Annotated in this window: 20 protein-coding genes and 1 pseudogene; 16 read left to right on the top strand and 5 right to left on the bottom strand. The window is 58.9% G+C overall.

The features are described from left to right. The first annotated feature begins 31 nt into the window (after positions 1 to 31). From NKJ01_RS25660 to NKJ01_RS25685, 6 genes are all read left to right on the top strand, one after another. The gene (locus tag NKJ01_RS25660) at positions 32 to 226 is read left to right on the top strand and encodes a 4Fe-4S dicluster domain-containing protein (RefSeq protein WP_023672218.1); all 195 of its coding nucleotides are present in this window, start codon (positions 32 to 34) and stop codon (positions 224 to 226) included. A gap of 96 nt (positions 227 to 322) precedes the next feature. After that, positions 323 to 640, top strand: coding sequence for a nitrogen fixation protein NifZ (locus NKJ01_RS25665; protein ID WP_352732107.1), 318 nt, complete (start codon positions 323 to 325; stop codon positions 638 to 640). Continuing rightward, positions 637 to 849, top strand: coding sequence for a putative nitrogen fixation protein NifT (nifT, locus tag NKJ01_RS25670; RefSeq protein WP_023802030.1), 213 nt, complete (start codon positions 637 to 639; stop codon positions 847 to 849). Before NKJ01_RS25665 ends, nifT begins: the two co-directional genes overlap by 4 nt. Before the next feature lie 33 nt (positions 850 to 882). Beyond that, the gene (locus NKJ01_RS25675; RefSeq protein WP_352732110.1) at positions 883 to 1,788 is read left to right on the top strand and encodes an SIR2 family NAD-dependent protein deacylase; all 906 of its coding nucleotides are present in this window, start codon (positions 883 to 885) and stop codon (positions 1,786 to 1,788) included. 72 nt (positions 1,789 to 1,860) lie between these two features. After that, positions 1,861 to 3,729, top strand: coding sequence for an ABC transporter ATP-binding protein (locus tag NKJ01_RS25680; RefSeq protein WP_352732112.1), 1,869 nt, complete (start codon positions 1,861 to 1,863; stop codon positions 3,727 to 3,729). Next, positions 3,729 to 5,621, top strand: coding sequence for an ABC transporter ATP-binding protein (locus NKJ01_RS25685; RefSeq protein ID WP_352732115.1), 1,893 nt, complete (start codon positions 3,729 to 3,731; stop codon positions 5,619 to 5,621). The genes NKJ01_RS25680 and NKJ01_RS25685 overlap by 1 nt, the downstream gene beginning before the upstream one ends. Before the next feature lie 590 nt (positions 5,622 to 6,211). Here NKJ01_RS25685 and NKJ01_RS25690 read toward each other — a convergent pair. The 3 genes from NKJ01_RS25690 to nifA form a co-directional block, all read right to left on the bottom strand. Then, on the bottom strand, positions 6,212 to 7,252 hold the full coding sequence (locus NKJ01_RS25690; RefSeq protein WP_352732117.1) for an LLM class flavin-dependent oxidoreductase: 1,041 nt from the start codon (positions 7,250 to 7,252) through the stop codon (positions 6,212 to 6,214). 89 nt (positions 7,253 to 7,341) lie between these two features. After that, a complete protein-coding gene (gene hisC, locus NKJ01_RS25695; protein ID WP_352732119.1) occupies positions 7,342 to 8,481 on the bottom strand; it encodes a histidinol-phosphate transaminase in 1,140 nt (379 codons plus the stop codon). Between the two features lie 219 nt (positions 8,482 to 8,700). Beyond that, positions 8,701 to 10,467, bottom strand: coding sequence for a nif-specific transcriptional activator NifA (gene nifA / locus NKJ01_RS25700; RefSeq protein WP_352732122.1), 1,767 nt, complete (start codon positions 10,465 to 10,467; stop codon positions 8,701 to 8,703). 1,267 nt (positions 10,468 to 11,734) lie between these two features. On the opposite strand from nifA, the gene NKJ01_RS25705 reads away from it, so the two are divergent. Beyond that, positions 11,735 to 13,063, top strand: coding sequence for a dicarboxylate/amino acid:cation symporter (locus tag NKJ01_RS25705; RefSeq protein WP_023770900.1), 1,329 nt, complete (start codon positions 11,735 to 11,737; stop codon positions 13,061 to 13,063). Positions 13,064 to 13,367: 304 nt separating this feature from the next. Beyond that, on the top strand, positions 13,368 to 14,399 hold the full coding sequence (locus tag NKJ01_RS25710; RefSeq protein ID WP_352732125.1) for a LacI family DNA-binding transcriptional regulator: 1,032 nt from the start codon (positions 13,368 to 13,370) through the stop codon (positions 14,397 to 14,399). 495 nt (positions 14,400 to 14,894) lie between these two features. Here the strand turns inward: NKJ01_RS25710 and NKJ01_RS25715 are convergent, their stop codons facing one another. Beyond that, on the bottom strand, positions 14,895 to 15,920 hold the full coding sequence (locus NKJ01_RS25715; protein WP_352732128.1) for a LysR family transcriptional regulator: 1,026 nt from the start codon (positions 15,918 to 15,920) through the stop codon (positions 14,895 to 14,897). 237 nt (positions 15,921 to 16,157) lie between these two features. On the opposite strand from NKJ01_RS25715, the gene NKJ01_RS25720 reads away from it, so the two are divergent. The 8 genes and pseudogenes from NKJ01_RS25720 (at position 16,158) to NKJ01_RS25755 (ending at position 22,472) form a co-directional block, all read left to right on the top strand. Then, positions 16,158 to 16,754 (top strand): NodA family N-acyltransferase, encoded by a 597-nt coding sequence (locus NKJ01_RS25720; protein WP_352732130.1) that lies wholly within the window; start codon positions 16,158 to 16,160, stop codon positions 16,752 to 16,754. After that, positions 16,751 to 17,410 carry a chitooligosaccharide deacetylase NodB gene (nodB, locus tag NKJ01_RS25725; RefSeq protein ID WP_352732133.1) on the top strand — a complete coding sequence of 220 codons (660 nt, stop codon included), beginning with the start codon at positions 16,751 to 16,753 and terminating at the stop codon, positions 17,408 to 17,410. Before NKJ01_RS25720 ends, nodB begins: the two co-directional genes overlap by 4 nt. A gap of 14 nt (positions 17,411 to 17,424) precedes the next feature. Next, positions 17,425 to 18,783 (top strand): chitooligosaccharide synthase NodC, encoded by a 1,359-nt coding sequence (gene nodC, locus NKJ01_RS25730; RefSeq protein WP_023784692.1) that lies wholly within the window; start codon positions 17,425 to 17,427, stop codon positions 18,781 to 18,783. 35 nt (positions 18,784 to 18,818) lie between these two features. Continuing rightward, the gene (gene nodS / locus NKJ01_RS25735; RefSeq protein WP_023770905.1) at positions 18,819 to 19,427 is read left to right on the top strand and encodes a nodulation methyltransferase NodS; all 609 of its coding nucleotides are present in this window, start codon (positions 18,819 to 18,821) and stop codon (positions 19,425 to 19,427) included. Between the two features lie 35 nt (positions 19,428 to 19,462). After that, positions 19,463 to 19,708 (top strand): annotated as a pseudogene (locus NKJ01_RS25740) (carbamoyltransferase N-terminal domain-containing protein); the annotation flags it as partial. A 43-nt stretch (positions 19,709 to 19,751) separates the two neighbouring features. Next, the gene (nodI, locus tag NKJ01_RS25745; protein ID WP_023736276.1) at positions 19,752 to 20,663 is read left to right on the top strand and encodes a nodulation factor ABC transporter ATP-binding protein NodI; all 912 of its coding nucleotides are present in this window, start codon (positions 19,752 to 19,754) and stop codon (positions 20,661 to 20,663) included. 3 nt (positions 20,664 to 20,666) lie between these two features. Continuing rightward, entirely contained in the window at positions 20,667 to 21,455 is a 789-nt protein-coding gene (locus tag NKJ01_RS25750) for an ABC transporter permease (RefSeq protein ID WP_352732139.1), read from the top strand. A 66-nt stretch (positions 21,456 to 21,521) separates the two neighbouring features. Further along, positions 21,522 to 22,472 (top strand): LysR family transcriptional regulator, encoded by a 951-nt coding sequence (locus tag NKJ01_RS25755; RefSeq protein ID WP_352732142.1) that lies wholly within the window; start codon positions 21,522 to 21,524, stop codon positions 22,470 to 22,472. Positions 22,473 to 22,567: 95 nt separating this feature from the next. Here NKJ01_RS25755 and NKJ01_RS36505 read toward each other — a convergent pair whose 3' ends face one another. Beyond that, a complete protein-coding gene (locus NKJ01_RS36505; protein ID WP_502905913.1) occupies positions 22,568 to 23,134 on the bottom strand; it encodes a transposase domain-containing protein in 567 nt (188 codons plus the stop codon). Positions 23,135 to 23,675 lie beyond the last annotated feature (541 nt).

Raw genomic sequence — 23,675 nt, forward strand, 5'->3', positions numbered from 1 at the left:
CTGTCTCATTTCATTCGGACCAGGAGTTAAAATGGCTTTCAAGATCATCGCATCCCAATGCACCCAATGCGGCGCCTGCGAATTCGAATGTCCTTCCGGCGCGATCAAGTTCAAAGGCGAGAGCTACGTGATCGAGTCACAGAAGTGCACCGAATGCGAGGGGGTCTTCGATGCGCAGCAATGTGCCTCGGTATGCCCGGTGCCGAAGACCTGCGTTCCTGCGTGACCACATGGGCTGCCGACATGGTTGGGGCTGCCTACGCAAGACGCCTGGAACGCCTTGTTCACAATCTGCAGCCCCACGAGAAATCAGGGAACGGACATGTCGCTCGGACGCGAAGAGGAGATCGAAATCCGCAGGCCTCCACGATTCATGCCGGGAGAGCGGGTACGTGCCACTCGCCACATAAAGAATGACGGCACATATCCCGGCAGGGAGATCGGGGAAAATCTCGTGCGGAAGGGAGACGAGGGATATGTGCGCGACATCGGCACCTTTCTCCAGCAGTTCTTCATCTATGCGGTCGAGTGGATCGACCGTGGCACCGTCGTCGGCATGCGAGCGCGTGAACTGATGAGTCTCGACAAAGCCGAGTCCTGCAGTGCTGAAAGCAATACCAATGAAGGGACGGCCAGATGAAAGTCATGATCCGCAGGACCGATGCTGGCTTGTCGGCGTATGTCCCCAAAAAAGACCTCGAAGAGCCGATCGTCAAGCTCGAGAAGGAAGAGTTGTGGGGCGGAACGGTCACGCTCAGGAACGGGTGGCGGCTCCTCCTACCCGATCTTCCACGGGATACGCGTCTGCCGATCACTGTCGAGGCAAGGAAGGTTTCCGAAGAGGACTGATGCTGCCCCTAGGTGCGTCGCGAGGAAACGAGCATGAACACGATCCTGACATCGGACCACCTCGTCATAGTGCGGGACAGTTTTGCCGATAAGCTGCTTGACTTGGCGAAGGAAGCGCTCGCCGCCGATGAGGTGATCCCCTATCTCGGTCCGGGTCTTCTTGGGTTGAACTGTGCGGAACCGCCTGTGCCGCATACTCCGGAGGTCGTTGCCGCGGCACTCAATGCACGGGCGCCCGCCCCTTCCAGGATCCGCACCAATATGTGGTCGGTTGCGCAGTTCATCGAACAGCGCCGGCATCGCCGGACGCTTCAAGCTTGGATGACCGAGATATTCGCAGCGCCGGTGAGGCCAACCCTCCTCCACGCCTGGCTCGCAAGGCTGCCGCTCTCCCTCATCATCGACAGCTGGTATGACAGCGCGATGCGCACCGCTCTCGTGGAGACCGGCCGAACGGACGTCGTTGAGATACAAGGCGTCACGCGGGCGAACGAAATCGGCAACATTTGGACAAAAACCTACGATTTGTCCGGGAGGGAGCTCGATGCTCGATCGGGGGCAAAGACGGTCCTCTATGCACCTCACGGGAGTAGTAGGCCCTCGCAAAACTTTCTCGTCGCAGATTCCGACTACGTCGAAGTCCTGACCGAAATTGATATCCAGACACCGATCCCAGACGTGGTGAAGGAACGGCGCATCACCCGTGGATTTTTCTTCGTTGGCTGCCGCTTCAACGATCAGATGCTGCGCACCTACGCCAGACAGATCATGAAGCGCTCCCGCGGTCCCTACTGCACTGTAATGGACGCGGAAACCCTGACCAGAAACGAAGCGCGTTTCCTTGCGGCAAGCGGAATCACGGTGATCGACATGCCACTTAGTCAAGCGGCGGCTCGGCTTCTGGGAACGGGCAAGGCTGCAGGTTGTGGACAGGATTAAAATGGCGGTCGCCTTTGATGATGCGTCCTTCGGCTTTCCTCGAAGGCGCAAAATGCAGTCGGGAATACACCCGTGAACAGTGATGCTGTCGGCAGCGCAACGAACGCTCTGAATTCGTTGACCCATGTTGAAGCGGCCCGCTGGGGCCGGGATTTGAGTACGCTGTTGCGCATAACGCGTATGAATTTTCGGCATCCCTGGCAGGTCGCCTTCGCTATGGGCTCGACGATCATGGCGGCAATCCTCCAGTTGCTCATTCCCCAGCTTCTCGGCCGGGCTGTCGACCAGGCCCAGACAGCCATCGGGGGCGGTGTCGCCGGGAGCGCGGCAGGGCAAGCGCTCTGGACCCCGGCTCTCCTGCTGCTCGCCGTCAGCGCGCTGCGCGGCCTTTTCACGATGGTGCAGAACTATTTTGCCGAAGCCGTCGGGCATCATGTCGCGTACGAACTGCGGCTCGCCTACTACGACAAGATCCAGCGTCTCAGCTTTTCCTTTCACGACCGGGTCCATTCAGGCGATCTGATCACCATCGGAATGCTCGATCTCCAAGGCGTGCGGATGTATTTTTCCACCGCGCTCGTTCGCGTGGTCCTGCTCACCATGCTGATCGGGATCGGCGCCTACATGATGATATCGACCGATCCCATGCTCGGCCTGGTCGCACTGAGCTTCGTGCCTTTTGTCGCCTGGCGCTCATCGACCACACAGCTTAGGCTGCGCGCCACCTGGCTCGACCTCTATGAGCGCCTTTCGGTACTAAGCCGCGTGATGAAGGAAAATCTCGCAGGCATCCGCGTGGTCCGCGCTTTTGCGGCTCAATCCTATGAGATGCTGAAGTTCGACCGCGCTTCCAAGAACGCGCTCGGCCTCGCCAAGGATCTCGTTGACATCTACGTACCCAGCACGTCGGCGATGACCTTGTCCTTCTTTTTCGCAATGGGATTGGTGCTTTGGATCGGTGGCAACAAGCTCGTCGCTGGCGAGATCAGCGTCGGAACCATGGCGACCTTCCTAACCTTCATGACCATCCTGCAAATGCCAGTCCGCCAGATCGGCCTCATGGTCAATGCCTTTGCCCGCGCTTCTAGCTGCGGTTCGCGGCTTTTCGGTCTCCTCGATCAGGAGATCACAATCAGGGATGCTCTCAATGCCAGACCGCTTGAGATAAGCGACGGCACTCTGCGCTTCCACAATGTCTCATTTGCGTACCCCAACGCCGAAAACCGCGCCATTTTGAAGAACCTCAGCTTTGAGGCCCGGAGAGGCGAAACGATCGCGATCGTCGGTCCGCCGGGTTCCGGCAAATCGACGATGGCTCATCTGGTCCCCCGCTTTTACGACGTGACCGGTGGCGCCATCACTTTGGACGGCCAGGACATACGCAATGTCACCCTCGAGAGCCTTCGCAAGGCGGTCGCGGTTGTACAGCAGGATGCGTTCCTGTTCACCACCACGATCGAGAACAACATCGCTTATGGCGATCCTTGGGCGAAGAGACAGCGAATTGAACATGCTGGCGTATTCGCCCAGCTCCACGACTACATTCTAGGGCTCCCAGCAGGGTATGAGACGGTCGTGGGCGAACGCGGCGTTTCTCTCTCTGGCGGCCAGCGCCAGCGTCTCACGATTGCTCGCACCATGATGCTGCGCCCCTCTGTCGTCGTTTTCGACGACTCAATGGCCGCGATCGATGCCGGCACCGAGCAGCGCATTCGCGCGGCGATGCGGCGCTTCGCCAAGGATCGGGTGACGATCATCATCGCGCACCGGCTGAGTGCGCTTATGCATGCCGATCAGATCCTTTTTGTCGATAACGGCGAAATCGTAGAACGCGGCACGCATGAAGAGCTTCTGGCGAAGCGGGGACGCTACAGGGCCCTTTACGATCTCCAGACGCGCCCAGGTGATAGCATTATGACCCGGTATGGGGGCGCCCGCTGATGGACCAGGGCCCCGGCGAACTCGAAGCCGAACCTGACGACGGCAGACGCCCTCCGCGCGCGGTCGTCGGCTCGCACCGGATCGAGGAGGAGATGTTCGGCCGGGCTTTCGACAAGAGCATCCTCCGCCGGATCTGGGGCTTCGTCCGTCCCTATCGGGCAAAGGTAGTTGTCACGATTGTCGCGATGCTGATCTTCACCGGGACGCAGCTTCTCATCCCCTTGATCATCCGCTACGCGATCGACCACGGCATGAACCCGGCAGGGAGCGATCGCTCAGCCCAGCTTGCGGCCGTCGGCGCGTTCCTTTTGGCGATTTTGGTCAATTTCGCCGCCGGTTACATGCAGGAAACCTTGGATGGGAAGATTGCCGAAACTGTCCTGTTCGACATCCGCCGCGCCATGTTTGGTCATCTGCAAAAGGTTTCGCTCTCTTTCATGGACAAGACTGAGGTCGGACGCCTGATGTCGCGCCTGCAAGGCGACGTTAACTCCATACAGGAGTTCCTGGAAACCTCGGTATATTCCCTAGGCGATGTTGCGCTTCTCTTCGGCATCGTTTTCGTAATGCTGTGGCTCGACTTTCGCCTCGGCCTCCTGACGCTGTCGGTTCTGCCGATCCTGGTGATCGTCCGCATTGTCTGGCTGCCGCGTGCCCGCGACGCCTTCATGGCTGCACACGAAACCAATTCCGTCGTCAATGGCGCGCTGGCCGAAGCCATTCACGGCGTGCGGACCATACAGTCGATGGATCGCCAGCAGGTGAATTTCATTCTTTTCGACGACCGGGCCCATGCCAACCTCAGGACCCAACTGATCGCTGCCAGATATGCACTGGTCATGGTGCCTATCGTCGATGGCCTCACGGGCCTCGCCTTGGCCGCCGTTATTGTGGTCGGCGGCTCGATGGTCGTGAATAGCCGTATAGATGTGGGCGTGTTGGTAGCCTACCTGTTTTACATCCAGCGCTTCTTTGACCCGATCCGCTCACTCACCCTGCAATATTCGATCATGCAGCGCGCCATGGCCTCAGGCAAGCGCCTGACCGATGTGCTCGATGTCAAGATCGATGTTCAGGACAAACCCAATGCCGAGGTACTTTCGCCCGAAATGGACGGCTCGGTCGAGTTTAGGGACGTCACCTTCGGCTACGATCCGAACCGTTCGGTTCTGAAAAATGTCTCCTTCAGGGTCAATCCCGGCGAGACGGTCGCGCTGGTCGGACCGAGCGGTTCTGGCAAATCGAGTGCGATGGCCCTGGTCCACCGCTTCTATGATGTTCAGCAGGGTCAGGTGCTGGTCGGCGGGCATGATGTGCGCGACCTCACCCAGGAATCGCTCGGCCGCCAGGTCGCCATGGTGCTGCAGGAGCCATTCCTGTTCACCGGGACGGTCTTCGAGAACATTCGATACCAGAAGGCGGAAGCCACGCGCGACAAGGTGATCGAGGCGGCGAAGGCGGTCGGCGCGCATGACTTCGTCATGAGCCTCGCCGACGGGTATGAGACCCAACTTGGCGAACGCGGCGACAACTTATCTCTCGGCCAGCGCCAGCTTATCAGTTTCGCCCGCGCCCTCGTCGCTGACGCCAAGATCCTCGTGCTCGACGAAGCGACCGCCAACATCGACAGCTACACGGAATTGCAGATTCAGAAGGCTCTGATCAAGCTGCTTGAAGGGCGGACTGGCCTCGTCATCGCCCACCGTCTCGCCACGATCCGGGGGGCCGACCGCATCATCGTGCTTCAGAATGGCCAAGTTGTTGCGACTGGCAACCACGATGAGCTAATAGCTATGGGCGGCCTGTATTCCAAACTCTACTATCTCAACTACGCCTCCTTCGACGACATTCCCGAACACGAGACCACCGTCCAAGCTGGCTCCCAGACCTGAGTTTTTGGCGGCCTTGTGGTAGTGGCGTTGACTTTCGGGCGTGTCGGCGGACCACTCAGGCCACCGCAGACGGCCAGCAGGCAGCATTCAAGGACAAGCACTCCTCGCAGTTCGTGAAGACCGGCTGCGAACGATTTCCTCCAGCATCGTATCCCGACCGCGGTGCACCCCCATCATCGGGCGAGCTCGCTCCCGTTGGTGGCTGGGCGCAGCAAAGCCGCTCGCGAGCGCGCCCTCAACAGCGCCGTAGCGAGTGGCGGCTTTGCTACCGCCGGGCCGCTGATGAAGCTGGATGGGGGGCGCCGCACCGACGCCGCCCCAGGCGAGAAGAACCTCTGCGGCGGGCTATGGGCAACGGCTAGCGCGAGCGCGACGAGCAGACGCGTGCCTGCATCGTGACGCGCTCGGCCATCATCTCCTTAGGATCGTGCAGGTTCACACGATGGCCCAGACGCCAGCCAACGCACAAACCTGGTATTCTGTGCCGCCGGCTCGTCGTCAGTTTGGCCTCCCTCCCGATTGCCCGTCCCCATCACGTGCACGCTCGAGCACGTGGATGTGAGGGAGCGCTGTGACCGCGAATTTCATGGTCAGCCAAGTCGAGCCATGATTTCGGATTGAATGGTCGTCGCGGTGTACAGGGAAGCATCTAGCGGCAGATTTCCAAATGCCAGTTGACAAAGCAGGTAGTTGGCACCTGCCACTTCCAACTGACCTAACAGAGCTTTTCGCACAGATTCTGCTGATCCTACCACGCACAATTCACTCTCGACTGCCGCATCGAAGGTCAGCGGCAGGTTTGGTGGAGTGGGGATAGCGTTAAGCTCGTAAAGGAATTGGAAGCTCTTGAGCCAGCGTTCGTAAGCAGGTGCCGCGAGCGAATAGGCATGTGTGTCACAACGCCCAACCACGACCATGCGGAGCAATCCGATAAATTGCGCCTGATCCCCCGCGCCAGCGTTGTCCTCTCGATAGGCGCGGAACGCATCAGTAGTTTTGCGAACAGAAGAGGAAGGTCCTACACACGCGATATTTGTTCCATTCGCAGCCGCCCAAGCTGCGGACTCGGGTCGATTGGCAGCGACCCATGTCGGCGGATGTGGACGCTGATGAGGTCTTAGCGTCAAAGGAACGTCATTGAGATCAAAATGGCGGCCTTGATAGCATAGCGTGCCGACCTTCATCGGATTAACAAGTATTTCCATGAGGATTTCGCTGGCTTCGGCATAACGGCCCGGCACCGCGTCCGCACCAATCCCGAAGTAGCCCAATTCGATCGGGAGAGCACCGCGCCCTATGCCCAGTTCGAGCCTGCCACCGCTCAACTGGTCCAGCATACAGATCTCTTCGAACGCACGCAGCGGATGATAAAGCGCAAGCAGCATCACCAAGGGTCCGAGACGCAAGCGCCGGGTGCGCTGGGCGACGCTCGATAAGAACAGATTCGGCGATGGACCTCTCCCATGGGGAGTACAGTGGTGTTCTGCGAGATGATAGGCATAGAACCCTAGCTGATCGCACGCCTCTGCTAACATCAGGCGATCTTCGTATTGCCGACCGATGTCGCGGCCATCCTCGTCCAGATGATCGAAGATGCCGAACGCTAAGTTTGAAGGAAAGACGTTTGTCACTCGATAAGTCCCCGATTTTAAAAGCAGGCTGTTCTCTTGCTGGGATGACCAAGCAAGTCGGAAGAGATGTGTGTGATCGCCGATTAGCGTCAGCGTAACGAAGAAGCAGAGCCTGACGCTTCCCTGCCCTTGGAGCTTGGCACCGTTAAGCTTCCAGCAATGTCGCCAGCGGCAGCAAGAAATGCATCCATCTGCTCTTTTGTGCCGATGCTGACGCGGATGCAGTGTTCCAAGCCTTTGTCCGGAAAAAACGCGACAAGTATCTTTTGCCTTTCCAATGCTGCTTGCCACCATGAGCCGTCCTGTCCCGCGGGCACACGGGCCAGCAAGAAATTTGCGCGGGAGGGCGTTATGGAAAATCCGAGTTGCGACAGCGCGACTGTCACTCGCTCTCGTTCATCCTTGATGTGCTTGTGGTTCTCTGCGTAGGCGCCGCGATGCGCAAGCACGCTGATACCAACGGCATGCCCGATGACGTTCATGTTGAAGACGTTCTGGATGTTTCGCAGCCTGCCAATAATTTCAGGGTGACCGAAACCGAAACCGACGCGAATGCCGGCGGCGGCATAGCTTTTCGAGAATGACCTCAAGATCAGAACGTTCGGATACCGGTTGATGAGGCGCAGGCCATGATCGGGTGCAAAGTCGACGTAGGCTTCATCAAGGACAACCAAGCGGTCCGATTGTGCTACGAGGCGTTCGATATCGCTTATCGGGAGGAATGTTCCGGTCGGATTGTTTGGATTGGCCAACATAATGAACTTGGCGTCTTTTGCCGGACCGGAAAGCAATTGCTCCATTGGCAGGGAATGAGCTTGACATCCGATTTCGAGAAACTCGGCGCCCTGAATCATGGCAAGTTTGCGGTTGAACGAAAACCCTGGCGACATCATCGCAACCTTGTCGCCAGGCGCGAGGAAAGCTCTGTAGATGAGTCCGAGCAGTTCAGACGACCCGTTGCCTGCGATGACCTGATCCCTGGAAACGCCATAGGTGCTGGACGCCGCTTCCCTCAAGCTGATGTTATCGTCATCCGGATATAGATACTGGCACTTGAGGGCCGCCACTGCACTTTGCATTATGATTGGCGGCAACGGAAACGGGTTCTCATTCGTATTCAGCTTGACAAAATTTCCGTCCGGCGCTGGTCCGTTGGACGGCAGAGCATCTAACTGTCGCGTCACTGGCGGAAGAGCCGAAAGCACAGTTTGCAGTTTTGCATCGGACATATTTAACTCCGTTTCAGTCACACAGGGGGCATCCGTATGAGCTCGCAACGAGAGCAACATGGCGGACGGGATTGACGATGGAAGCGTTGCCTCTCACACGATGGTCGCAACGCAGACACGGGAATTCGGCCAGGCTGTCCTCGGTGAATTGAGTGGACGCGGACGCGGATCTGCATCGCTGCCGCAAGGCGCTAAGCAGCTCAGCTCATCTCCTCGGTTTCAGATACGCTTGATCTCGACGCCGTATTTCCTTAGCACGTAGCCAATCTGGCGCGGGGTCAGTCCAAGGAGGCGCGCTGCCTTTGCCTGCACCCAGCCACATCTTTCCATGGCAGCAATGACGCGCTCTATGTCGGGGGTCCTCGCACCAATTGGGTGTGTTGCGCCGGCACGCGGGACTGTGGTCGCGGCCGAACAGGCTGCCGCATCCGGCGGCGTGGCCGGATTCACTGACTCCGGCAGGATCGGCGCTGGTTGCAGCGCGGCCTTGCCCGATCTGCACTTCCACAGCGCCTCGGCAAAGCATTGGCCTTGGGAGCAGGCAAAGTCGTTTCTCCCGATTGATAGTCCCTCGGCCAGGATCGCTGTCCGGTGCACGCAATTTTCAAGCTCGCGAATGTTGCCGGGAAACTCACATTTCATCAGCACTTCAATCGCACACGGATCGAAGGTAAGCGTACAGCCGTTCTCGTCGTTGAACTTCTTGAGAAACTCAGCTGCGAGCAGCGGAATATCGCTGCGCCTCTGGCGCAATGCTGGTACCAGCAAGGGAACCACGTTGATGCGGTAGTATAGGTCGGCGCGGAACTCATTCCTTGCAACCGCCTCTTCCAGGTTCCTGTTCGTGGCGGCAATCACGCGAACATCGACCTTAATGGTCTGATTGCTGCCGACGCGCTCAAACTCCTGCTCCTGCAGCACGCGCAGTAGCTTTGCCTGGAACGAGGCCGAGATCTCGCCAATCTCATCCAGAAACAACGTCCCCTTGTCAGCGAGCTCAAAGCGCCCCTTGCGGGAATTGAATGCGCTTGTGAAGGCACCCTTCTCATGACCGAACAATTCGGATTCCAGGACTGTCTCTGGGAGCGCTGCACAATTGAGTTTAACGAAGGGCCGCTTGGCGCGCGGCGACAACTCGTGAATTGCCTTGGCAGCCAGCTCCTTCCCGGTACCGGACTCGCCTCGCAACAGAACCGTGGTTTTTGCCTTGGCTACGATCGCGATCTTCTCCAGCAGCGCGCTTATCGCCGGACTGTCACCAATCATCCCCTCGACATGAACTTTTTTGCGCCGGGGTGCAGGGTGCTTAACATCTGAAAATTTCGTTTGCAGCCGATCTTCCAACTCCGGCGGTCGCTCGCGGTCCCCCGCGGAGAAGCGGTGCAACTTGACTGTCTGTCCCACCATGTTGGCAATCATGGTGAGCAGTCGGACATCGTAATCGAGCCGATAGCTTGACCTGCTTTCCAAAGCCCTGTCCATAGTCAGCGCGCCTACGGCGTTCCCATCAACACGAATGGGAACGCCGATGAAGGACACGGTGTCGGAGGCCCCAAGCACCTCGATGTCAGCGGCAGTGAAGGCCGGATGCATCGCTATGTCCTCGGCGATGAGCGGCGTGTCCGTCGTCACAATCTGATCGATGGCGTTGCGCGGCACGCGCGACCGGGAGGGCTCATTGCTGTTCGTGTCGCAGTCGCTGGCCACGGTGATGTCCAGTCCGGCCTCGGCATCGCAGAGAGTGATGATGCCGTGCCGCATCTGCACTAACGAGTGCAGGAGATCAACGACCTTGGCCAACGTGAGTTCGAGCCGGGCGGGACCGGTGAGTATTTTCGATATTTCAAATATTCCGGTGAGGGCGCGCTCGTGCAATACCCCATTCGCAGGATTCGTCTCGGACGTTGGACAACCTCTTATCGCATCCGGCAGCGATATGCCGCACTCGCTGGCATTTTGTTCTGATTTGCGAATGTTGTGGTGCATGTGATCCTCGATCTCGCGCCATCAAACGTAGGCCGGCGACATGTGCGCCCGCGACGTCGCGAGCAAGCGCGAAAATACTCCGACGTGAACTCGTGCCGCCGCCGTTTGGTCGAGTGCAAAGCGGATCGAACCCTGATGCATCGCTTGGCTCTCCCCTCCACGAAGCTTGGCCATGGTCTCGGCTTGCACCAAGGCAACCAGACGTTGTTTTCAACAGACTGGAGCGAGGCGGGATAGTCAATCGAGCTTTCTTTCATTCGTGAAAGGAAACCTCGCGGCATATGATAGAATTCATCAATTCTGTTTTTGCCGTTGAACGTGGAAATACTTGCGCCGGCGATGCGGTGCCCGAGCGGCTGACCGCGCCGAGTGTAAAAGCCGGGCCGTGCCATTCACCAGCGCCCTCGAAGGAGGGGCGGAAGTGATAATAACCGCCAACGGCACTGGTCGTTTGCGGCAACCGCCATTTTGCTCGAGTTGATCATGCGGCGGCGGTGTCGCGTGTGAAGGCGCGAAGCTGGCGTCGAGTACGGCTTGGTAGGCGGTGCTCGCAATTTCCAGATCGCATCGTCGTGGTCAGCGCCAACGGCGTCAATCTCTACGTCTCGACGTGGCTTTCATGCAGCGGGAGCGCTGCAAAGAGCACAGCCATTCTCGGCTCTGATGCCACCGATGAACCGCGAGCCAGAGGGATCGACCGGCAGCACTCTGTCAGTGAACATCAACGGGTCGTGCTGGACCCTCGTCGTTCCCGCCTTGTGCCAGCGCATTCATTCCATCATGGGTGCCACGGCTAGTCAGGGAAAGCGAAGCTCTCGGCCTCCTCTAGACCAACGGATTTCGTCATGTGGCGCAGGCGTTCCGGCGAGAGGAACTCGCCTGTCACAGCGCTTCCGAACAGGGGTAAGTTAGCCTGTCATCTGGACGGGCTTATGAACAGGCGACCTATTTGGTACGCGCTGGCGCCAGCGATGCGGCCCGGTCCAAAGCCGGCTAAAACGAGGAACCCACCACGCTCTGTGCAGCAAACCGCTAGCCAGAGGGATCGACCGGCAGCACTCTGCCAGAGACATCAAGGGCGTGCCGGACCGCGGCCTATCCCGCTGGTCTGACACCGCATTCCTCCATCATTGGCGAGCCCACGTCAGTTCAGGTCATGCGGATTCATCTGGCATGGGTATTGCGGCGGCGTTGGTGCAGCGTTCGACCGGAGCGCCGCGATAGGGAGAAGTCACGCCACCTCGATCCGGTCAGGGAGAGAGAACCAGTGTCAGCTGCACAAGTCCGCGGCGCGAGTCCCGCGCCCCGCAAACCCTTCTACACCAAGCTCTACGCCCAGGTGCTTGCCGCCATCGCGCTCGGCGTCGCAATTGGCTATTTTTATCCGGAGACCGGCGAGAGCCTGAAGCCGCTGGGCGATGCCTTCATCAAGCTGGTCAAGATGATCATCGCGCCTGTCATCTTCCTGACAATTGCCACCGGCATTGCCGGCATGAACGATCTTCATAAGGTCGGCCGGGTCGCTGGTAAAGCAATGGTCTATTTCCTCACCTTCTCGACGCTCGCGCTGATCGTCGGCCTCATCGTCGCCAATGTCGTCCAGCCTGGCGCCGGCCTCAACATTGATCCGGCCTCGCTCGATGTCCAGGCCGTGAATACCTATGCCGCAAAAGCCAGCGAGCAGTCGGTCACCGGCTTTCTGATGAACATCATCCCGCCAACGATCGTCGGTGCCTTCGCGGAAGGCGACATCCTGCAGGTGCTGTTCTTCTCGGTTCTGTTCGGCATGGCGCTTGCGATGGCCGGAGAGCCGGGCAAGCCTGTCGTTTGCTTCCTTCAGGCGCTCATCGCGCCTGTCTTCAAGCTCGTTGGAATTCTGATGAAGGCCGCGCCGATCGGCGCTTTTGGCGCAATGGCCTTCACTATCGGCAGATATGGCATCGGTTCGGTGGTCAACCTCGCGATGCTGGTCGCGACGTTCTATTTCACCGCCTTCCTCTTCGTGTTCGGGGTTCTCGGCGCGGTCTGCCGCTACAACGGCTTCTCGATCTGTTCTCTCATTCGCTACATCAAGGAAGAGCTGCTGCTTGTCCTCGCAACGTCCTCCTCGGAGGCGGCGCTCCCTTCGCTGATGCAGAAAATGGAGAAGGCGGGCGCCAGGCGTTCGGTTGTGGGTCTCGTCATCCCGGCCGGATATTCATTCAATCTGGACGGCACGAATATCTACATGACGCTGGCGGCCCTCTTCATCGCGCAGGCGACGAACACGGATCTGTCCATCGGCGATCAGGTGCTGCTGCTGCTCGTAGCAATGCTTTCCTCCAAGGGCGCTGCAGGTGTCACAGGCGCGGGCTTCATCACCCTAGCGGCTACGCTCGCCGTAGTTCCGAGTGTTCCCGTTGCTGGGATGGCACTGATACTCGGCATCGACCGCTTCATGTCCGAATGCCGGGCGCTGACGAATTGCGTCGGCAACGCAGTGGCATCCCTCGTCGTCGCCCGCTGGGAAGGAGAATTGGACCGAGCACAGATGAAAGCCGCCTTCTGCGGTCATCAGCTTGCCGAGGCATCAAACCGGCTACCCTCCTCCCAATAAGGTGGGCGGCCCACGACCTGTTAAGTCGCCTAGCTGGTCACATGAACTGAACGACCGACCCGCAGCCTCTAAACGGCTCCTCACGGACCATGTAGCAGAAGCGCTAAATGTGTGAGTGCAAACCGTCACCGCCCTTTAAGCGAATGAGCCTTTCAGTATACCCGGCCGGTTTACGTCTGGAATGATGTTCGTCCAACACGCTGTTGGCCATTCGTATGGGACGTCTTCACTTTGCCACCCGAAACCGAAACGCGTTAGGCGACAGAGAGCCGGCCCGCGTCAAAAACCGATCAGAATAGGACCTATGACCAAGCGCCCCACAATTGCCGATCTCGCCCGCGAAGCCCGAGTCAGCGTAGCAACGATCGATCGGGTTCTGAACGCCCGCCATCCGGTGCGCGAGGAGACCGCGCGGCGGGTCCACGACGCCGCCCACGCGATCGGCTATCATGCTGCCGGGCTAATCAAGCAGCGCTTGCGGCGAGACCTACCGCACTACCGTCTGGGCTTCATCTTGAGAAAACCGGCCCAGCATTTCTACCAAGATTTTGCGCGCGAGGTCGAAGCATCGGTCAATTTGGCCCAGTCCTTCCACGGAATTCCGCTCGTCGAATTCGCCCGGTCACATATGCCGAGCGACCTGATCGCGCCGCTCAAGGATTTGGGCGCACGCTGCCATGCGATCGCGATGGTGGCACCGGACCACCCGAAAATTACAGCAGCGGTTGAGGACCTCAAGGCCAAAGGCATTCCGGTTTTCTCGCTGCTTTCCGACTTCGCCGCCGGCGTGCGACAGGGGTATATCGGCCTTAACAACCGCAAGGTGGGGCGCACGGCCGCTTGGATGGTGTCGAAGGTCGCAAAACGGCCCGGCAAAGTGGCGGTTTTTGTCGGCAGCCATCGTTTCCAGGGGCACGAGCTCCGTGACGTCGGCTTTCGCTCCTATTGCCGTGAGAACGCGCCCACGTTCGAGGTGCTGGATCCTGTCATGAACCTCGAGAAACGGCAGATCACCTACGAGGCAACGCTTGATCTCATGCAGCGAGAGGCCGAGCTCGTCGGCTTCTATGTCGCCGGCGGCGGCATGGAGGGCGCCATCTCCGCGCTCCGAGAAGAGGGCAAAAGTCGCGATCTCGTCGCGATCGTGAATGAAATCACGCCGGAGTCTCGGGCCGCGCTCGCAGATAATATTGTCACGATGGCGGTCGCCACGCCAATGCGCCGACTTTGCCAGGAGCTGATAACGCTGATGACGCGGGCTATCGAGACCGGCACCGCTGAAACACCCGGACAGACATTTCTCCCGTTCGACATCCATCTGCCGGAAAATATATGAAACTCATGGACTCTATCGTGAGCGGGGAGTTTCCTTTCATAAACGAGAGAAAGTTGAATGATGATCCCATCCCGCGGGGTGGCCGCACCCACGGGCCTCAGCCGGGCAGGATGAAGCGCCGATTAGATGAACGGATCGGCCACGGGTTCAGGCAGAAGCGCGGGGTCAATTGCCTGGGTCCGCAGCGTCAAGCTCCACCGGCTTCATTGCCAAGTGCCCGACTTTCTCGGTGCAGGGCACTGTCGTCAACGCCAGTAGCCGAGCGAGGCTGGCACAGATTGGATCGGCGCCATCTCCTCGCCTGGCCGCGCGTGAAAAGCCGCGGCAAGGCCTGCGACGTTGGCATTTAAGTGGGGCTGAGCATCTTCTGGGACTCCGCAAGCAAAATCGGAGGCGGCAGTCATTCAGTAGCAACCCCGGGCGTGTGTTCTGCTCGTTCCTGGCCCTCGTACTTGACAAGCAACTGCGCCGCTCTGCTGGTCAAAGGCCCGGTGTTTAAGTGGGGCTTAACATCTTCCGGGACTTCGCACGCGAAATCGCGGTGGCAGTCGGTACCAACAACCGCAAGGTCGGATCGGCGTGCCCGACACACTCAATGATTTCAGGCAAAGGCGCCAGGCAAGATGCCTCCTGCAACATCATTTCCCGCATCCACATGCTTGCCGGATCAGTATTGTGAAGCTCAGGCCATTGGACGGCCTCCGTGAATGCGGGAGGAGGAAGTGGCGGCGGAAGTTGGACAATCCGGAGGGGTGTTGTTTTTGCGAAATGCTGCGCCAGCCGTAAGGGCATGGTCCCGATGCGGTTGGTGCCTGACAGGACGGGCGCGATCAGGCTAAAGCCCTGTACGACGACCTCGACACGTCTCTCGAAACCGTGCTCGAGCAAATACCATTCCTCCATGGTGGGCTGCCGGGTGTGCCTGAATTTGAGCACGACATGCCCCATGGACAAGTATCGGTCGAATGTAAGTGGCTCTGACAGCTGCTTGTTCGTGCCGCAGCCTACGCATACGAGCATATCGTCGAACAGGGCTGCGCGAGGATGTTTCGACATGAACACTTCCGGCATAATCAGAAAATCAAGGTCGCCGCGCCGGAGAAGCTCCTCGGGGTCGTCGCAAATAGGCAGACATTCAAAGCGAACGGCGGGAGCTTCCCGCGCAGCACGCTCTACGATCTTCTTAAAAAATACGAGCGTGATGTAATCGGAAAGCATCATTCGGAAGAGACGATCCGATTGGGCCGGGTTGAAAGCGTCGGAGGAAATAATCGACAGCTGGATGTGCAGCAATGCCTCCCGGACTGCTGGGGCGAGCCCGTCGGCGCGCGGTGTCAAAAGGAGCTCGCGGCCGTTCATCGTAAATAGCTCATCGTTGAAATAGGCGCGTAACCGACCGACGGCGGCGCTCATGGCCGGCTGGCTCAGGTTAATACTGCGAGCCGCGGCAGTGACTTTACGCTCCCTCATCAGAGCGTCCAGCACAACGAGGAGATTTAGATCGAGTCCCTTGAAACGCATGTCATGTTATCCAACGTGTGGATGCGTATCATTCAAACAATCAATTTTACGAATTTACGAGCCATGCATTAGAGGAACGTTAAGGAGCGACGTCAAGCTCAAATCGACGACACGGGCCGGAACTTCGAGAAAGCGTCTGGCTCGCCTTCGCCAACGACAACGGTTGAATGCAGCCAACGACGCCGCTTTGGTCGGGTAATGCGGCCCGCAAAAAACTAATATGAAGAGAGGTCCTGAATGCGCCATCAGGTGCAGTGGAAGTTGTGCTGGGAAAACGAGTTGCAGCTCTCCGATCACGTTAAGCTCGCCGAGTTCTTTCGTGATACGTACGGGCCGACTGGGGCGTCCAACGCAGAACCGTTCGAAGGTAGTCGAAGCTGGGCCGGAGCCAGGCCTGAACTCCGCGTAATCGCCTATGATCCAAGCGGCGGTGTAGCGGCTCACATGGGCGTACTGCGCCGTTTCATCAAGGTTGACGCGGTCGACCTGTTGGTGGCTGAGCTGGGCCTGTACGGGGTACGTCCGGACCTTGAGGGTCTCGGAATCGCCCATTCAATCCATGTCATGCTTCCAATACTGCAGGAGCTTGGCGTTCCATTCGCTTTCGGAACGGTCCGGGACGCGCTGCGGAATCATGTTGAGAGGTTCGGGCGGCGATACAGCCCTTTGGCCGTTTTGTCGGGAATTCGCGTGCGCTCCACCCGACCAGAGGCGCGCCTCGACCTGCCGCCCACACGCATCGATGACGCACTCACCATTGTTCTGCCAGTTGGACGGCCGATCAGCGAATGGCCCACGGGCACGATGATCGATCGGAACGGACCAGAGCTATGAGCCGTCCCGATTGCTTGTACGAAGTGCGCCGTGAGTGCTCTGACGGCACCGGCCGTCGCAGCGTTTATCTGACGTTTGACGACGGTCCCAATCCACTTTTCACACCGGAGATTCTCGACGTTCTGGCAGAGCAGCGGGTGCCGGCGACTTTCTTCGTCATCGGCGCCTACGCCTTAGAGCACCCAGATCTAATCCAACGGATGATCGCAGAAGGGCACGAGGTAGGCAACCACACGATGTCTCATCCGGATCTGTACCAATGCGGCTTCGGCGAAGTGCAACGTGAGGTCTTTGAAGCGAACGACGCCATCATGAGAGCGTGCCCGCAGGCCTCGGTGCGCTATGTTCGCGCGCCCTACGGCGCCTGGAGCGAAGAAGTCTGCACAGCATCACAGATCGCCGGGCTGGCGGCCCTTCATTGGTCCGTCGACCCTCGAGATTGGTCTCGCCCTGGAGTCGACGCGATTATTAATACAGTGCTCGCCTCTGTCCGGCCGGGCGCAATTGTACTCTTGCACGACGGATGCCCTCCCGGCGAGTTGAGCCGGGGCGCTCACGCCGGTCTGCGCGACCAGACGGTCACGGCGCTGTCCCGGCTGATTCCAGCATTGCGTGAGCGCGGATTTGTAATCCGCTCACTTCCTCAACATCACTGAACAAACGAGATCCCATGACTCTTCTTGGTACAACCAGCACTGTGGCCATATCGCTTTATGCGCTGCTCTCGACTGCTTATAAGAGCATGCAGGGGCTTTATGCTCTGCCGACAAACGACTCATCGGCGTTGGAGGTTCTCGTCGGCTCCGATCAACTGCCCAGCGTGGATGTCATCGTCCCCTGCTTCAACGAGGATCCGCGCACGCTTTCAGAGTGCCTGGCTTCCATTGCCGACCAAGAATACGCCGGAAGACTTCGGGTCTATGTGGTTGATGACGGTTCTGGAAATCGCGAAGCCTTAGGAACTGTCCACGAAGCCTACGCGCGCGACCCTAGGTTCGACATCATTTTGCTTCCCGAGAATGTTGGAAAGCGCAAGGCGCAGATCGCCGCGATACGCCGCTCATCAGGGGATCTGGTGCTTAACGTTGATTCAGACACGTTACTCGCGTCCGACGTCATTGCCAAGCTTGTACCGAAGATGCGAGATTCAGCGGTCGGCGCAGTCATGGGTCAGTTGACGGCCAGTAACCGGACCGAGAGCTGGCTGACCAGGCTGATAGACATGGAGTACTGGCTGGCTTGCAACGAGGAGCGCGCGGCGCAGGCTCGCTTCGGTGCCGTTATGTGCTGTTGCGGCCCATGTGCCATGTACCGCCGGTCTGCGCTCCTTTTGTTACTGGACCAGTACGAGTCGCAGTTTTTTCGGGGCAAGCCAAGCGACTTCGGTGAGGATCGCCATCTTACTATCCTGATGCTGAAAGCAGGCTTTCGAACCGAGTACGTTCCGAGCGCCATCGCGGCCACAGTCGTCCCGAACAGACTAGGACCGTATCTGCGCCAACAACTCCGTTGGGCACGAAGCACATTCCGGGACACGCTGCTTGGGCTCCGCTTGCTGCCCAGCCTAAATAGCTATCTCACGTTGGACGTGGTCGGACAGAATCTCGGCGCGCTACTCCTCGCCGTATCGGTATTAACGGGCCTCGCACATTTCGCACTGACAGGCTCTGTGCCTTGGTGGACAGGACTGATGATTGTGTCCATGACCATGCTCCGATGCAGCGTGGTAGCATTTCGTGCCCGACAGTTTCGATTTCTGGGCTTTTCGCTGCACACGTTCATCAACATCTTTCTCTTGCTTCCGTTGAAAGCCTACGCGCTGTGTACATTGAGCAATAGCGATTGGCTGTCGCGAGGCTCTGCTGTCGCTACATCGAACACTGGGGGAAAACAGGCCCCCACCCAAACTCCGATCACTGGTTCCAGCAGGGCAGAATTCTCGCCGCATGCGGCTCCGCTTCGCAGGCTCAATCTTGCGCGGGATTCTTCGGAATTAGTGCTGTCGGGCAACATTTGCGGCGACGAGTGATCGCTAATTACCTAGTGGACGAGAGGTGCACGAGTTTGACCCAGAACGTGAATCATCAGTTGCTTGATCGGGAATTGGCCGCAGACGATCCGTGGCTTCTCGACGGCAATCCGTTCGAGCGGAAGCGCCACACGCAAATGCTCCAGCTGGCGCTTGCCCAAGGCTCCATTTCAAATGCCCTCGAAGTCGGGTGCGCTGCCGGCGCATTCACGGAAAAACTAGCCCCCTACTGCCAAGGGCTCACCGTCATCGATGTCGTGGCGCAAGCGATTGCTCGAGCACGTCAACGGATAAACGAGCCGTCGCGCATCAACTGGATAGTCTCCGATGTTCAACAGTTTTCGACCGACGAGTTGTTTGACCTGATCGTTGTGGCGGAGGTCCTCTATTATCTCGAAGACATAGCCGAGATGCGCGCGGCCGTCAAAAACCTGGTGCGGGTGCTTGCGCCAGGCGGGCATCTGATCTTCGGATCGGCAAGGGATGCTAATTGCCGTCGCTGGGGTCACGCCGCTGGTGCTGAGCCGGTCATCGCCATGCTGAACGAAACGTTGATCGAGGTAGAGCGTCTTGAGTGTCGGGGCGAGTCGGTCAACGAAGACTGCTTGCTCGTCCGTTTCCGGAACCCGCTTTCCGCTTCCTGATGAATCGAATCTATCGCCGTTAACCTGGAGACACTATGCGCATCTGTGGTACCAAGCTGACCCATGATGGGGCGATCGCCCTGGTCGAGGATGGACGGCTCGTCTTCTGCGTTGACCAGGAAAAGCGGCACAACGATCCGCGTTACCAAGCCATCGATAGTCTCGACGCAATTGTCGCCGCTTTACCGGAACAGGGGCTAAATCCTTGTGATGTCGATCAGTTCGTTATCGACGGCTGGGATGGCGAAGACGAGTCACAGTTTCAGGTCCGGCAGGCAACCAAGCAACCGCCAGTCTTGGCGTCCCTCTCGGTAAAATGAACCCATGTCCATGGTAGCGATCGATCTTACTGACGTAAGCAAAACTTATGACAAGCTCGTTGTCGACAGGCTGTCGTTCCGCGTTGCGGCGGGGGAATGCTTCGGGCTCTTGGGACCGAACGGCGCGGGCAAAAGCACGATTGCGCGTATGGTCCTCGGCATGACATCGCCCGATGCGGGGAAGATTACTGTGCTCGGCGTTCCAGTGCCGGCGCGCGCGCGTTTGGCACGTATGCGCATCGGCGTGGTCCCGCAGTTCGACAATCTTGATACCGCGTTCACTGTACGCGAGAACCTGTTGGTGTTCGGGCGCTACTTCCGGATGAGCAGACGCCAGATCGATGCGGTCATACCATCGCTGCTTGAGTTCGCCCGCCTCGAGAACAAAGCGGATGCGCGCGTCGCCGAACTGTCCGGCGGCATGAAGCGGCGCCTGACGCTCGCGCGTGCGCTGATCAATGACCCGCACTTGCTGGTGATGGACGAGCCGACCACCGGCCTCGATCCGCAGGCCCGCCACCTGATCTGGGAACGGCTGCGATCGCTGCTGGCGCGGGGCAAGACTATTCTTTTGACTACCCATTTCATGGAAGAGGCCGAGCGGCTGTGCGATCGGCTGTGCGTTATGGAGGAGGGGCGCAAGATCGCCGAAGGCCGCCCGTCCGCACTCATTGACGAGCAGATCGGCTGTGACGTGGTCGAGGTCTACGGCGGCAATCCGCATGAACTGGGTGCGCTGATCCGGCCGTACGCACAGCGCATCGAGGTGAGCGGTGAGACGCTTTTTTGCTATGCACCCGATCCGGAGCAGGTGCTGGCGCAGCTACGCGGGCGCGCGGGTCTACGCCTTCTGCAGCGTCCCCCCAATCTCGAGGATGTGTTTTTGCGGCTAACCGGGCGCGAGATGGAGGACTGAACAATGGGCGAACGTTATGCGGCGGGCATGCCCGCCAATGCGTGGAATTGGGTCGCGGTTTGGCGCCGCAACTATCTTGGATGGAAGAAAATCGGGCTTGCATCGGTGCTCGGCAACCTCGCCGATCCGATGATCTATCTGTTCGGTCTCGGCTTTGGAATCGGAACAATGATAGGTCCTGTTGAGGGCACTTCGTACATTGCGTTTCTCGCGGCTGGCATGGTTGCCACAAGCGCGATGGCATCGGCGACCGCTGAAACGGTTTACGGGAGTTTCGGCCGCATGGGCGACCAGCGCACCTGGGAAGGAATGCTATGCACTCAGCTGACGCTCGGCGATATCTTACTCGGCGAATTGGCGTGGGCAGCCACCAAGGCCCTGATGGCGGGCACAGCAATCACTATTGTTGCCACCACGCTCGGCTACGCATCGTGGCCATCCATCCTTTGCTTGCTGCCAGTCATCGCTCTCAGTGGCCTCGCCTTCGCAAGTCTAGCGATGGTCGTCACGGCGCTTGCGCCCAGTTATGAATATTTCATATTTTATAATACGCTTGTTGTAACACCCATGCTCTTCCTTTGCGGCGCGATGTTTCCGGTCAACCAATTGCCCGGCGCTTTTCAGGACGTCGCCTCCTTGTTGCCGCTCGCACATGCAATTGACCTCATTCGTCCGGCGATGCTTGGCCGTCCGGCCGGCAGCATGGGCCTGCATATCGGCGCGCTTTCCATATACACGGTTTTGCCGTTCTTCCTATCGGTTGCTCTATTTCGTCGTCGGCTGATGCGTTGACGCTCTCACCATTCGTGAAATTGATTGTTTGGGCGATACCCATCCACGCGTCGGATAGGTCAATGCATGCGTTTTAAGGGACTCGATCTAAATCTCCTCGTTGTGCTGGACGCTTTGATCAGGGAGCGTAAAGTCACCGCCGCAGCCCGCAGTATTAACCTGAGTCAGCCGGCCATGAGCGCCGCCGTCGGTCGGTTACGCGCCTATTTCAGCGATGAGCTATTTACGATGAACGGCCGCGAACTCATTTTGACACCGCGCGCGGAGGGGCTCGCCACAGCAGTCCGGGAGGCATTGCTGCACATCCAGCTGTCGATTATTTCCTGGGACGCCTTTAACCCGGCCGGATCGGATCGTCGCTTCCGCATCATCCTTTCCGATTACCTCACACTCGTATTTTTTAAGAAAATCGTAAAGCGTGCTGCGCGGGAAGCTCCCGCCGTCCGCTTCGAATGTCTGCCTATTTCCGACGACCCCGAGGAGCTTCTCCGGCGCGGCGACGTTGATTTTCTGATTATGCCGGAAGTGTTCATGTCGAAACATCCTCGCGCAGCCCTGTTCGAAGATATGCTCGTATGCGTAGGCTGCGGCACGAACAAGCAGCTGTCAGAGCCACTTACATTCGACCGATACTTGTCGATGGGGCAGGTTGTGCTTAAATTCGGGGACACCCGGCAGCCCTCCATCGAGGAATGGTATTTGCTCGAGAACGGTTTCGAGAGACGTATCGAGGTCGTCGTACACGGCTTTAGCATGATCCCGCCCCTTCTATCAGGCACCAGCCGCATCGGGACCATGCCGTTGCGGCTGGCGCAGCATTTCGCAAAATTAACACCCCTGCGGATTGTCGAACTTCCGCCGCCACTTCCTGCCGCATTCACGGAGGCCGTCCAATGGCCTGCGCTTCACAATAATGATCCGGCAAGCCTATGGATGCGGGAAATGATGTTGCAGGAGGCATCTCGTATGATTACCCTGCCTAAGAGCACCGAACGTCTCACTTGTCGGCCGAATTGAGAAACTGACCTCTCGGTTATGAGAGGAGGCATAGATGGCGATTGGGATTGGGCGATTCCTGCATTGTCGAGAACGATGCAGGGAGAGCAGATCCTTCAGCCCGAAGAGGTGGCAGCGATGCTGCGGCGGCATGAGGTTGGCTGGGGAACCGACGGGCGAAGGAATTCGGGTGCGCGCGCAACCCCTCGGTATCTAAGCGAGGGCGGGACTGTTCCGGTTCGCAAGCCTGTGCGGCCGACGGCGTTTGACGGACCGGACGATTGGCAGCGGGAGCGCTTCTTCCCCCATGGCTCGGGCCGGATGACGATCTCGACCCGCTCCAGATGCGCCGGGAACGCCTTGCGCGGTCGCGCAGCACGTCGCGGCTCGCCTGTCGGTCTTGCGGCCTCGAGCTCGGACTCAATCGCGCCGAGCCCGGTCTGGATTTCGAAGGCGAAGGCCTGCTGGGCACGTTCGAGCTTCTCGGAGCTGCGACCGAAGCGGCGCGCTCCAGCTGCTTGACGATCCCCGAAGGTCGGCGATCCTCTCCTGGGCACGCTCGTTGAGTGTCGCCATCCGGACGATCTCGGCCTTGAGTGTTTCGCTCCGGAGTTGTTGCAGTTCGGCCTTCTCCGCCGCCATGGCGACGAATATCGCCTTGAGCGGAACGATTTCGTGGGCACGGGCCGAAGCGCTTCTCGTCATGACGCCGACAGAAGCTTATTTTGCACGGCCAGAGGCCCGCCTTTTGCGCCTGACTCACTTCGCCACGGCCTATCCGGCCGACGTCGGACGCCGTCTCCGTTCGGCTCAAACGCGCCAGTCCATGCCTTCGACGAGCGCCATCAGTTGGGCGCGGCAAGCCGGATCACGCCGTTCTCCACCCGCGGCCAGCGGAACTTGTCCTCGTCCAGCGCTTACGGTGCGGGTATGCCGGCGTCGAGCAAACAGAGAGAAGTTTGGGGCGGAACTATTAGGACGGCCCCGTTACGAAGTGTTGTCCTGGTCCGGTTTGAGTGTCGAATCTTCAGATCGATTGCTTGGGCGACCAGATTCCCGGCCGCCAGCGAGCCCGCAACTGCTCAGCAGAAGGGCGAAGTGAACGTGAGTGCATCTTTCTATGCGGTGCGCCTCGACAACGACAACAGCGCGCATGAGTTCGCCCACCTGGGCGGTGTGGTCACCGTGGCCGACCTAGGCCTGACCGCGTCGGACTTCACCTTC

The organism is Mesorhizobium sp. M0276 (assembly GCF_040321755.1).
In the GTDB taxonomy this organism is placed as follows: Bacteria; Pseudomonadota; Alphaproteobacteria; order Rhizobiales; family Rhizobiaceae; genus Mesorhizobium.